Consider the following 12,636-nt stretch of genomic DNA (forward strand, 5'->3'; position numbering starts at 1 on the left):
TCACCGAAGGGTTCCGTCCATGGCACGTCCGAAGAAGCGCTTCCAGCAGCTCATCGAGGAGATCGACCGCACGCCGTGGGGTCCGGCCGAGCAGGCTCTGGTCAACGAGGCCGTGGCCCTGGCCGTCGAGATGGGCGACGAGCGTCTCGAGTACGAGGCCCGGATGCGGCAGACGGCATCGGCGAACATGGGCGGGGCGACCGACGTCATGCTGAACTCGTTCGCGTGGTGCCTGGCGCATCACGACGCCGACCCGCAGCGCTTCCCCGCCGATCTCGACAACGGCGGCGCCGACCTCATGTGGCAGTTCAAGTGGATGGCTTCGTCGCTGCGCTCGTCCCCTGCCTTCTCGCAGGAGCAGATCGCCGCCGTGCTCGACGACATGGAGACCCACTACCGCGCGGCGGGGCTGGGCGCCAGCGGTGTGCTCACGGCGCGGTTCGAGGACGCCTGGGACGCCGGGCGCTTCGACGACGCCGAGCGGCTGCGCGTGCAGCTCGAGGCGACACCCCGCGACGACCACAGCCACTGCGACGCGTGCGGTCGCAGCCAGTTCGCGGGCTTCTTCGCGGAGACCGATCGCGACGCCGACGCCATCCGCCTGGTGGAGGAGATGATCGAGGGCGGCTTCTCGTGCGGCGAGGAGCCCGAGCACGCCCTGTCGCGCGTGCTGATCCCCTACCTGCGCGCCGGACGCCTCGACGAGGCGAAGACGGCGCATCTGCGCAGCTACCGGCTGGCGAAGGACAACCCCGACAACCTCCGCATCGTCGCCAACAACATCGTGTTCGCAGCCCTCACCGGCAACGAAGCACGTGCGCTCGCGATGGTCGAACGGCACATCGGCTGGCTGGCGCACGACGGACTGAACGTCGACGCGCACTTCGCCGCCCTCGCCGCGTTCGCCGTGGCCCTCGACCGGGTGGTCGCGACCGGGCACGGCGACACCCCCGTGCGCGGAGCCGACGCCGCCTCCCTCATCGAGCTGTTCGGCGCGCACGACGGCACCTGGAGCGCCGCCGACCTCGCCGCGAACGCGTGGGCCGCCGCCGAGCGGATCGGCGCGGAGTTCGACCGGCGTGACGGCACCGACGGCCATGCAAGGATGCTGGCACGCATGCGGGCGCTCGAGACCGAGCAGTACGACGTGCCGATCCGGTCCGACGCCTTCGCGGCGCCGACCCCGTCGGTGACCCCGGTCGATGCCGACGGCTGGTACGAGCGCGCGATGCAGCTCGCGCAGTACGGCGCGGAGCACGAGATGCTCGAGGCCCTGCCGCGCGCACTGGAGGTCGACGACCCCGCGAAGCTGGCACAGCTGCAGTCGATGCGTCTCGGCATCCTCATCGCTCTCGATCGCGCCGATGAGGCCGCCGACCTGCTTCCGGAGCGGATCGCGGCTCTCCGCGCCGCGGGCAGGAACGAGCAGGCCGACCTCGAAGAGCGGCTCGGGCTCGCGACGTTCGGGGCGAGCACGGACGAGGCTGCAGCCGGACTCGAAGAAGAGATCGCCGCGTCCGCCACGCTGCCGGCCTGGTCACGGGGCGACCTCGCTCTCAGCCGTGCGGCCCTGCATCTGCAGGCGGATGAGGCGGATGCCGCGCTCGACCACGCCGAGGTGGCGGCCCGGGCGTTCGCCGAGGCCGACGACACCCGCCTGTCGAACACGACCACGCTGGTGGCGATCTCGGCCCTGCTGAACAAGGGCGACATCGAGTCGGCCACATCCGTGCTCGACCGCTTCCTCGATCAGGACGACGTCAGCGCGGGGCACCGTGCTCAGGCGCATCAGACCAGGGCCCGCGTGCGCGGCGGCAACGGCGACTACGTCGACGGAGCGGGCGACGCCGATGAGTCTTGCCGTCTGCTCGCCGAACTCGGTGCGACCCGTGCGCTGGCGGAGGCGCATCTGCTGGCCGGCGCACTCTGGGAGGACGCCGACGAGCCGGAGAAGGCCGTGTCGCGTTACCGGGTCGCGGCCCGCATCGGCAGCGAAGCAGGAGGCGATGCCACCGCGACGAACTTCCGCATGGCACGCGCCATGCTCCGCGCCGGCGACGCCGTGGAGGCCGCCGAGCTGTTCGGCGAGGTGCTGCAGCAGGAGGAGCAGGCCGAGGTCTCCCCCGGCTCCCGCGCGGTGACCGCGTCGATGCTCGCCCGCGCGCTGAGCGCCTCCGGCGAGTTCGGCCAGGCGGTGGGGGCCCACGGGTACGCGTCCGACCTGTTCGGCGAGGCCGAGGAGCATGCCGACCAGGCCATGGCGATGACCGAGCAGGCCAAGATCCTCGCCCGCTTCGACGAGAACGACGACGCGATCGCCCTCCTGGAATCGGCCGTCGAGATCGTGCGGAAGGCGGAGGACTCAGTCGGAGCGGTCGCGGAGGTGCTGCACAGCCTCGGCCAGGCCTATGGCGGGCGCGGCGACGAGCGCGCGTTCGGGCTCTTCGACGAGGTCGCCGCCCTCGCCCAGGAGCACGAGGCCGGCTGGCTGCTGGCGGATGTGACCGACTCCCGCGGGCGTGCCCTCGCCGAGATCGGGCGGGTCGACGAGGCGGTGGCCGCAGCTCTCACCGCCGCCGATGGATTCGCGGCACTCGGCGACACCGGAATGGCCGGAGGATCCGAGCTGTTCGCGGCCCGGGTGCTCGCCGGCAACGAGCGCCCTGCCGACGCCGTGCCCGTGTACCGCAGCGCCCTCGAGCACGGCGCCGATCACCCGCCGCTGCGTCAGGTCGCGGCTCTCGAGCTCGGCGACGTGCTCGAGGCGCTCGGACGGCACGGCGAGGCCGCCGAGGTGCGCACGCTGGCCGAGAGCTGAGGCGCGGCTCAGAAGAGCTGCCGCCAGTTGGCCTTGGCGAGGTCGAGGAGCTCGTCGCCGCGTCCCGACATGACCGTGCGGATCGCGTAGAGCGCGAAGCCCTTGACCTGTGCGGCCTCGATCGCCGGCGGCATCGACAGCTCCTGCCGCTCGGTGACGACGTCGAGCAGGGCGGGTCCGTCGTGGTCGAGCACCTCGCGGACGGCAGCGGGAAGATCCTCGCTGCGTTCCACGCGACGCGCGAAGATCCCCATCGCCTCGGCGATCGCGGCGAAACTGGGGTTCTCGAGTCCCGTCCCGTACGTGACGAATCCGGCGGCCTTCATCTCCAGCTCCACGAAGTTCAGCGAGGAGTTGTTCACGACGATCGTCTTCACCGGCAGCTTGTTCTGGGTGAGGGTGAGGAGCTCGCCGAGCATCATCGAGAGCCCGCCGTCTCCGGCGAGCGCGACGACCTGCCGGTGCGGGTGAGCGACCTGCGCGCCGATGCCGTGCATGAGCGCGTTCGCCATGGAGCCGTGCGTGAACGAGCCGATGAGGCGACGTTCCTTCGTCATCGTGAGATACCGCGCCGCCCACACGGTCGGCGAGCCCACGTCGGCCGTGAAGATCGCGTCGTCCTCGGCATACTCGTCGAGGAGCCTCGCGAGATACTGCGGGTGGATCGGGCGCTTGCCCTTCGCGGGAACGGCCAGCTCGTCGAGCTTCGTCCGCGTCTTCCGGTAGTGGGCGGTCGCATCGTCGAGGTGACCGCGGTCGTCGCGTGTGGCAAGGCGCGGCAGGAGCGCCTCCGCCGTGGCGCGTACGTCGCCCACGAGACCCAGATCCAGCGGATGCCGCTTGCCGAGCTGCGATCCGCGGATGTCGACCTGGATGGTCGTGGCGTGCTCGGGGTAGAACTGCTCGTAGGGGAAATCGCTGCCCAGCACCAGCAGGGCATCGGCGGCCTCCATGGCCCGGAACCCGGACGCGAAGCCGAGCAGCCCGGTCATGCCGACGTCGAAGGGGTTGTCGTACTCGATGAACTCCTTGCCGCGGAGCGCGTGCACGATCGGCGCGGCCAGCCGGTCGGCGAGGGCGACGACCTCGTCATGCGCGCCCTCCACACCGGCACCGGCGAGGATCGTGACCTTCTTCGCCGCGTTCAGCAGCGTCGCGGCCCTGTCGAGCTCGGCACCGCTCGGGGTGATCACCGGGCGTGCCCGCTCGATGACCACGGCCCGGTCGTCGGCGATGTCGGCGAGGGCGACGTCGCCGGGGATCACCAGCACCGCGACACCGCGCTGCTCGATGGCGGCGCGCATCGCGATCTCCATCAGCCGGGGCATCTGCGCCGCGTCGGCGACGTACTCGACGTAGACGCTGCACTCGCGGAAGAGCTCCTGCGGATGCGTCTCCTGGAAGTAGCCCGTGCCGATCTCCGTCGTCGGGATGTGCGCGGCGATGGCGAGCACGGGAACACGCGACCGGTTCGCGTCGTAGAGGCCGTTGATCAGGTGCAGGTTGCCGGGACCGCAGGAGCCCGCGACGACGGCGAGCTCACCCGTGGTGGCGGCATCCGCAGCGGCGGCGAAGGCCGCGGCCTCCTCGTGGCGCACGTGCACCCAGCGGATCGTGCCGTCCTTGCGGAGCGCATCCGTGAAGCCGTTGAGGGAGTCCCCGGGAAGGCCGTAGACACGGTCGATCCCGTTGACCCGCAGAGTCCTGACGATGTTCTCGGCGACATTGGTCATGATTTGACCCTACGCCCGCTGCGACTCCTCGGGACGGATGCCCTCGAGCCAGGCATCCGTCACCTTCGCCGCACGCGTGAGCCGGGGAATCGGCGACATCCTGTCCTCGAAGAACCGGCTGCTCGCCTCGTCGAGAGTGCGCAGGAGAGTGCCGACGACCGGGGCGATCGGACCGAGCACCGCCCGCCGCAGCTCGATCGGGAAGTCGGCCGAGACGAAGGCGGGCAGTCGCTCGGCGAGCCGATCGATCACCCCGGGGTCGGCCTCGACCGCGGGCCCGAGGAGCAGGACGGCCTGAGGGTCGAGGGTCGCACCTGCCGCCGCCAGCTGGACCGCGATCAGGTCGTCGACCGCACGCAGGCCGGTCGACAGCGGCGCACCCGCCCGATGATCCGTCAGGTCCCGCAGGAGGCCGGCGTCGTCTCCGGCGTACGGGTTCGGCAGCAGCGACGACAGGTCCATCCGGTACATCACCCCGGCGCGGTTCTCGGCGCCGCCGTACGGCACCCCGTCGATCATCAGGGACGCGGCGACCGTCGGCCATGCCGTCGCCAGCACGAAGGATGCGAGCCCCTGAGCCGCGCCGAGCCGGTGCTCCGCGACTCCGGCTGCCGCCAGATCGTGGTCCACGCGCGCCGGGACGCCGAGCTTCTCCCGCGTGCGCCCGGCGACATCGACGCCGATGAGACCCGGGAAGTCCGTGGAGCGTGTGACGACGCCGTCCGCGCCGAGCAGCCCCTGAAGGCAGACGCCCACCCCCAGCAGGCCAGCGCTGCGTTCGGGGCGCGGCACGAGTGCCGCGATCGCGGACCACACCTCCTCGAGACGCGCGTCGACGACCTCGCCGGAAGCCGGTGCATCCGGATCGATCCGCTCGTCGACCCATCGCCGCGCCGCCACCACCGTGCCCGCGAGGTCGCTCACGAGCAGGTGCGTGGACCGCTTGCCGATCTCGACGGCGGCGACGTAACCGATCTCGCCCCGGAAGCGATACCGCATGGCAGGGCGCCCCGACTCCTTGGAGGTCGCCACCCGCTTGCCGGCGACGTCGGCCGCGCCGAGCTCGACGAGCTCTCCGACACGGTCCATCACCGTGGGACGCGACAGCCCCGTGGCCGCCGCGACATCCGTGAGCACGACCGGACCGTTGTCCCGGAGGAACTGCGCGGTCAGCGCCGCACTCCGCTTGCGCAGCTCAAGCAGCCGGCCGCCTCGCGTGAGCCCACGGGCTCCGTCTGCATCATCCACCAGGCCATCGTACTGACCGCCCCGGGGCGACAGCATGCGAGGCGGCACCCCCGAAGGGATGCCGCCTCGCACGTTTCCGGCCGGATCAGCCGATGCGGATGAGCTTCTTGTTGACGAACTCATCCGCGGCGAGGTGGCCGAGCTCACGCGCGGTGCCACTGCGCTTGATGCCGCCGAACGGCAGCTCGGGGCTGTCGGCGAGCACCAGGTTGACGTAGACCATGCCGGCCTCGATCTTGTCGGCGACGCGTTCGGCCTGCTCGGCATCCGTCGTGAAGACGTACGAGCCGAGACCGAAGGTCGTGTCGTTCGCCAGCGCGACCGCCGCGTCCTCGTCGGCGACGCGGTAGACGACCGCCGCGGGGCCGAAGAGCTCTTCGCGGTAGACGTTCATCGACGGGGTCACGTCGGCGAGCACGGTCGGTGCGAAGAACGCGCCTTCGCGGGTGCCGCCGGTGAGGAGCGTCGCCCCCTGCTCGACGGCCTGGTCGATCTGCTTCTGCAGGTTCTCCGCCGCGGTCTCCGACGACACGGGGCCGAGCACGGTGTCGTCGAGCATGGGATCCGTCGCCTCGACCGCGGCCATCGACGCCGTGAACTTCTCCACGAAGTCGTCGTACAGGGCGTCGACGATGATGAAGCGCTTGGCGCCGTTGCACGCCTGACCGTTGTTGTCGAGGCGCGCGTCGACGCCCGCCTGCACGGTCGCGTCCAGGTCGTCCGTGGACAGCACGATGAACGGGTCGGAGCCGCCGAGCTCGAGCGCGACCTTCTTGAGGTTGCGTCCGGCGACCTCGGCGACAGCCGCACCCGCCCGCTCGGAGCCCGTGAGCGAGACGCCCTGCACGCGCGGGTCGGCGATCATCGTCGCGATCTGCTCGTTGGTGGCGAGCACGCTCTGGTATGCGCCCTTCGGGAATCCGGCGTCGTGGTAGATCGCCTCGAGGGCGGTCGACGACTCGGGGCACTGCGGCGCCGGCTTGAGGAGGATCGTGTTGCCCACGATGAGGTTCGGGGCGGCGAAGCGCACGATCTGGTACGCCGGGAAGTTCCACGGCATGATCCCGATCAGCGGCCCGAGAGACGACCGGCGGATGATCGCCGAGCCGTCTCCGAGGATCGAGATCGGCTGGTCGGCCATGATGGCGTCGGCCTGGTCGGCGTAGTACTCCGCGATGTCGGCGGCGAAGTCCACCTCGCCGAGGGCCGCCTCGCGCGGCTTGCCCATCTCGCGCACGAACACGTCGGCGAGCTCCTCGCGGCGCTCGCGGTGCAGCTCGGCCGCGCGGCGCAGGAGTGCGGAGCGCTCCGCGACGGTCGACGAGCGCGACCACTCGCGGTGCGCCTCGTCGGCGGCCGCGACCGCCTCGTCGATCTGCGCGTCCGTGAAGGTGTCGAAGGACGCCAGCGTCTCTCCGGTGGCGGGGTTGATGACGGCGTAATCGGTCATGATTCGTCCTCTCGTTCGGATGCCGGTCAGGAGACGGGGATCAGCGTGTACTTGGTGGACAGGTATTCGTGGATGCCCTCGAAACCGCCCTCGCGGCCGACGCCGGACTGCTTGACGCCGCCGAAGGGTGCGGCCGCGTTCGACACGACACCCACGTTGAGGCCCATCATGCCGGTCTCGAGCTTGTCGATCATGCGCTGGCCGCGCTGCAGGTTCTCGGTGAAGACGTACGAGACGAGCCCGTACTCGGTGTCGTTCGCGAGGTGCACGGCCTCGTCCTCGGTGTCGAAGGTCGCGATCGCCAGCACCGGTCCGAAGATCTCTTCACGGAGGATCGCGGATCCCGGCACGACGTCGGTGAGCACGGTGGGCTCGTAGAAGGTGCCCGTGCCCTCGACGGCCTTGCCGCCGGCGAGCAGCTTCGCTCCGCGGTCGACCGCGTCGCCGACGAGCTCGCCCGCCTTGGCGACGGCATCCTCATCGATGAGCGGTCCGATCGCGACGTCCTCCTCGGTGCCGCGGCCGATCTTCATGGCGTTCACGCGCTCGGTGACCTTGCGTGCGAACTCCTCGGCGACGGATGCCTGCACGATGAAGCGGTTGGCCGCCGTGCACGCCTGGCCGATGTTGCGGAACTTCGCCAGCAGGGCGCCCTCCACGGCCTTGTCCAGATCGGCGTCCTCGAACACGACGAACGGGGCGTTGCCGCCGAGCTCCATCGACACGCGCAGCACGCCCTCGGCCGCCTGGGCGATGAGCTTGCGGCCGACCTCGGTCGAACCCGTGAACGAGAGCTTGCGCAGCCGCGGGTCGGCGATGATCGGAGCCGACAGGGCGCTCGACTTCGACGTCTGCACGACGTTGACGACACCGGCGGGAAGACCCGCCTCCTCCAGCAGCTTCGTGAAGAAGATCGTCGTCAGCGGCGTGAGTGCCGGGGGCTTGATGATCACGGTGCAGCCGGCGGCGAGTGCCGGAGCGATCTTGCGGGTCGCCATCGCGAACGGGAAGTTCCACGGCGTCACGAAGAACGACGGGCCGACCGGACGCTGCGACACGACCATGTTGCCCGTACCCTCGGGGTTGATGCCGTAGCGGCCGCTGATGCGCACGGCCTCCTCGCTGAACCAGCGCAGGAATTCGCCGCCGTAGACGACCTCACCGCGCGCCTCGGCGAGCGGCTTGCCCATCTCGAGCGTCATCAGCAGGGCCAGGTCCTCCTTGTGCACCTGCACCAGGTCGAACGCCCGGCGGAGGATCTCGCTGCGCACGCGGGGCGCGGTCGCGGCCCACGACTCCTGCGCGGCGACGGCCGCGTCGAGTGCACGCTTGCCGTCGGCGGGCGTCGCGTCGGCGATCGTCTTGATGACGGCCCCGGTCGCGGGGTCCTGCACGTCGAAGGTGCCGCCGGTCTCGGCATCCGTCCACTCGCCGCCGATGAAGAGGCCGGTGGGGATGCTGTCGAGCAGGGCCTGCTCGGTCTGAGTGCTCATGGATTCTCTTTCTGTGGGGAGGAGTGCGGGGTCAGCGACGGCGGACGCTCGGCGGAGCGTCGATGCCGAGGGTCTCACCGCGGAAGAACGCCGGGCGCTTGATGCGCTGCCAGATCATCACGACGATGCCCACCACGATGATGAGCATCCCGAGGATGAACACGATGCCGACGCCGCCGATCTGCGTGCCGGAGCCGTAGGCCGGGTCCATCGAGTCGATGAGGGTGGTGAAGAACAGCACCGCGAGGATGGCGCCGCCGACGAGCGGGAACAGGAACGTGAAGAAGAAGTTCCTCGTCGAGTCGAACCACTGCTTGCGGAAGTACCACACGCACGCGAAGGCCGTGATCCCGTAGTAGAAGCAGATCATCATGCCGAGCGTGAGGATCGTGTCCCAGAGCGTGTCCTCGCTGACCACGCGCATGACGGCGTAGAACGCGGAGGCCACGATCGCGGAGACGATGGTGGCGTAGCCCGGGGTGAAGAACCGCGGGCTGACCTTGGCGAACGACTTCGGCAGGGCGCCGTAGTGCCCCATGGCGAGCAGGGTGCGCGCCGGGCCGACGAACGTCGATTGCAGCGACGACGCGGAGCTCGTGAGCACGGCCAGCGACACGAGGAACGCGAGCGGGCCGAGGATCGGACCGGAGAGGTGGAAGAACACGTTCTCCTGGATGTCCTCGTTGCCGAGGCCGAGCTCTCCGGTGCCGACGCCCGCGAACATGATCATCGCGACAGCGAGGAGCAGGTACAGGGAGACGATCGTGAGCACGGTGGCCGTGGCGGCGCGCCCCGGTGTCTTCTCCGGGTCCTTGGTCTCCTCGTTCATCGTCAGCGTGACGTCCCAGCCCCAGAAGATGAAGATCGAGAGCGAGAGGCCCGCGGCGACGGCGCTGAACGACGAGATCGCGAAGGGGTTGAACCAGTTGAGGTCGAACGGCTGGAAGTCGAAGCCGTTGCCGTTCACCGCCTGCACGATCGCGGCGCCGGCGAAGAACACCAGCACCAGGATCTGGAAACTGACGAGCCAGTACTGCAGCTTCTGCGTCGTCTGCATGTCGCGGTAGGAGATCATCGTCGCGCCGAGCATGAACAGCAGGCAGACGCCGATGTTGATCCAGGTGTTGCTCGCGAGAGCGGCGATGTCGGGGTTGCTCGTGATCTGCGAGAGCAGCAGGAACAGGAAGTCGACCGCGACGCCGGCGAGATTCGACAGCACGAGGATCGTCGCGACGATCAGACCCCATCCGGCCATCCAGCCGATCCACGGCCCGAAGGCCCTGGTCGCCCAGGTGAACGACGTGCCCGAGTCCGGCATCCGGTTGTTCAGCTCGCGATACCCGAACGCCACCAGCAGCATCGGGATGAACCCGACGAGGATGATGGCCGGGATCTGCGCGCCGACGACGGATGCCGTGGGCCCGACCGCCGCCGTGAACGTGTAGGCCGGGGCGATGCAGGAGATCCCGATGACGACGGCGCCGATGAGGCCGATGGTTCCGGCGCTCAGGCCCTTCGTGGAGATGCCGGTCGTGACACCGGATTCGGGCTCCGTCGCCCGATTCGTGCTGCTCATCAGCGGACTCCTGCTTCGGCGCGGGTGCGCGGGACGACGATCATCGGGACGGGCAGCTCGTGCAGCATCTTCGCTGCCGTGGAGCCCAGGAACAGCCGGCGGGGCTGAGCGAGCCGGCTGGAGCCGACGAGGACGACCTCGCCGGGGAGCCAGGAGAGATGCGCGACGGCGTCCTCCACGGTGTCGCCGGGCGCCCGCTCGACGGCGGCGGTCCTGCCGTCGGGCAGAAGCTCCGAGGCGACCGCGAGAACCTCCTGCGAGTGCTCGTCGCCGACCACGCGGATCGCTCCGGTGTCGAGTCCCGGGGGCACGTCGAACGGCACGAGCGACACGAGCCGGAGATCGACGCCGGCGTCGCCGGCGAGGGAGACCCCTTCGTCGAGCAGCGCGTCGGCGCCCGGGCGGGTGCCGACGGCGACGGTGACGCGAGGGATGACGTGATCATCCTGCTGCGCGGCGCCCACGGGTGCGAGCGCGACCGGGATGGTCGACGAGTGCAGCAGTTCGGAGGCGACGCTGCCGAGGCGGTGCCGGCCCAGGATGCCGCCGCCCGCGGCGCCGACCACGATCACCCTCGCGCCGAACTCCTCGCCGGCGGCGATGAGCCCCTCGGCGAACGACTCGGCGAAGCGCACGTGCCCGCTGCGGGTGAGCTCCTGCGGCAGCGAGACGATCGCGTCGGCGAGCCACTTCTTCGCCTGGCCGCGGATGTGCTCCTCGTATGCGCGCTCCGGCGGGACCGCCGCGCTGCGCGTGCCCTCGTTCGGGAGCACGATCACCAGGTGCAGCGTCGCGCCGAGGCTGCGGGCGAGTCGGGCGCCGAGCGCCGCGGCATCCGCTCCGGTGTCCGTCGCCGTGTAGCCGACGACGACAGAGCCGGTCATCAGTCGCCGCCCTCGGTGGGGCCGGCGTCGCGGATCGCGTCGACGATGTTCGCCGCGGCGAGGTGACCCATGCGGATCGCTCCGTCGACGTGCTGGTATCCGGCGCCCGCCAGGTCGCTGCACGCGAAGTGGATCGGGCCGACGGGGGTGCGCAGGTCGGCGCCGTAACGGTGCAGACCGCCCATGTCGAAGCTCGCGGCGTAGGCGCCGCGGGTCCACTCCTCGCTGCCCCAGTCGCTCTCGTAGTAGACGACCGTGTTCTTCGCGCCGTCGCCGTAGTAGTGCGAGAGCGACTCGAGGATGCGCTCCTTGCGCTCCTCGGCCGACAGCTCGAAGACGCCGTCGGCGTTCGCGTCGGAGACGAAGCCGACCAGGGTGCCGCGCTCGTCGCCGTGGTTCGTGTTGTCGTACGCCTCGTGCACGAGCTCGTAGGGGCTGAAGGCGGTGCCGCTCAGACCCTGCTCACGCCAGAACGGCGTCTCGTAGACCGCGTGCACCTTGATGACGAAGCCCATCGACAGGTGCTGGTGCATCTGGTGCTGGCGACGCGGGAGCGGCGGCACGAACGAGATCCGGCTGTAGAGCACCGGCGCGTGGGCGAGGATCGCGTAACGGGCGCTGACGGTGAGGTCGTCGGTCGTGGCGGTGACGCCGTTCGCTCCCCATTCCAGGCTCCGTACCGGCTGGTTCAGGAGCACGTCGTCGCCCAGCCGCTCGGCGAGACGCAGCGGCACCTGCTGGAGGCCGCCGACGACGCGCTTGTCCAGGATGAAGTCGGCGTCGACGAGGTTCGAGTAGGAGCCGGCGGATGAGGCCATCAGCAGCGACTGCAGCAGCGAGAAGGAGTGCGTCGGCTTGGTCAGCATCGCGGTGCCGGTGGCGAAGGCCAGGTTGCGCACGGCCTCGTCGTCATCGGTCTGCTGCCGCAGCCAGGCATCCCACGTGACGGTGTCCCACTCCTCGGCCTTCGGATGCGCCCAGGGGCGATCCGGGTCGATCTCGGCGACCATGGCGTCGAGGCGCTCGGTGATCTCGGCGATCACGGCCTCGGTCGCCGGCGCCACCGGGAACATCTCGCCGGTGAAGCGGTGCGACTGGCCGTCGGGACCCACGTAGACGCTCTCCCCCTCGCGGAAGCGGCTGTACGTCTCGAGGCCCAGCTCCTCGATGGCGTCCTTCAGCGCGTCCTGATCGGGAGAGACCCACTGGCCGCCGATCTCGAGCATCGCGCCCTCGATCACGTCGGTCCACAGGCGGCCGCCGACGCGGTCGCGTGCTTCCAGCACGGCCACCGAGAGGCCGGCCTTGCGCAGGTCGTTCGCCGCCGTGAGCCCTGCGGCTCCGGCGCCGATGATCAGGACGTCTCGTGTGATCTCAGCCATGTGCAACTCCTTCGTTGGGGGATGAAGTGCCGGTCGCGACCCGGAATCCCCC

Annotated in this window: 8 protein-coding genes; 1 reads left to right on the top strand and 7 read right to left on the bottom strand. The window is 70.2% G+C overall.

The features are described 5' to 3' along the window. Positions 1–19 precede the first annotated feature (19 nt). A complete protein-coding gene (locus LC452_RS00865; RefSeq protein WP_223622151.1) occupies positions 20–2,818 on the top strand; it encodes a hypothetical protein in 2,799 nt (932 codons plus the stop codon). An 8-nt stretch (positions 2,819–2,826) separates the two neighbouring features. Here the strand turns inward: LC452_RS00865 and poxB are convergent, their stop codons facing one another. The 7 genes from poxB to LC452_RS00900 all read right to left on the bottom strand — a co-directional run bounded on the left by poxB (position 2,827) and on the right by LC452_RS00900 (position 12,584). After that, a complete protein-coding gene (gene poxB, locus LC452_RS00870) occupies positions 2,827–4,551 on the bottom strand; it encodes a ubiquinone-dependent pyruvate dehydrogenase (RefSeq protein WP_223622152.1) in 1,725 nt (574 codons plus the stop codon). Between the two features lie 9 nt (positions 4,552–4,560). Beyond that, positions 4,561–5,799: an ROK family transcriptional regulator gene (locus LC452_RS00875; RefSeq protein ID WP_223622153.1), complete on the bottom strand. Its 1,239-nt coding sequence runs from the start codon at positions 5,797–5,799 to the stop codon at positions 4,561–4,563. An 85-nt stretch (positions 5,800–5,884) separates the two neighbouring features. After that, positions 5,885–7,249 (bottom strand): NAD-dependent succinate-semialdehyde dehydrogenase, encoded by a 1,365-nt coding sequence (locus tag LC452_RS00880; RefSeq protein WP_223622154.1) that lies wholly within the window; start codon positions 7,247–7,249, stop codon positions 5,885–5,887. Between the two features lie 26 nt (positions 7,250–7,275). Further along, a complete protein-coding gene (locus LC452_RS00885) occupies positions 7,276–8,742 on the bottom strand; it encodes an NAD-dependent succinate-semialdehyde dehydrogenase (RefSeq protein ID WP_223622155.1) in 1,467 nt (488 codons plus the stop codon). Positions 8,743–8,773: 31 nt separating this feature from the next. Beyond that, positions 8,774–10,318, bottom strand: a complete 1,545-nt coding sequence (locus tag LC452_RS00890; protein WP_223622156.1) for an APC family permease — start codon at positions 10,316–10,318, stop codon at positions 8,774–8,776. Further along, the gene (locus tag LC452_RS00895; protein ID WP_223622157.1) at positions 10,318–11,202 is read right to left on the bottom strand and encodes a universal stress protein; all 885 of its coding nucleotides are present in this window, start codon (positions 11,200–11,202) and stop codon (positions 10,318–10,320) included. The genes LC452_RS00890 and LC452_RS00895 overlap by 1 nt, the downstream gene beginning before the upstream one ends. Then, the gene (locus tag LC452_RS00900; protein ID WP_223622158.1) at positions 11,202–12,584 is read right to left on the bottom strand and encodes an NAD(P)/FAD-dependent oxidoreductase; all 1,383 of its coding nucleotides are present in this window, start codon (positions 12,582–12,584) and stop codon (positions 11,202–11,204) included. The genes LC452_RS00895 and LC452_RS00900 overlap by 1 nt, the downstream gene beginning before the upstream one ends. Between the last annotated feature and the right edge of the window lie 52 nt (positions 12,585–12,636).

The sequence above is a fragment of the Microbacterium sp. EST19A genome (genome assembly GCF_019969685.1).
In the GTDB taxonomy this organism is placed as follows: domain Bacteria; phylum Actinomycetota; class Actinomycetes; order Actinomycetales; family Microbacteriaceae; genus Microbacterium.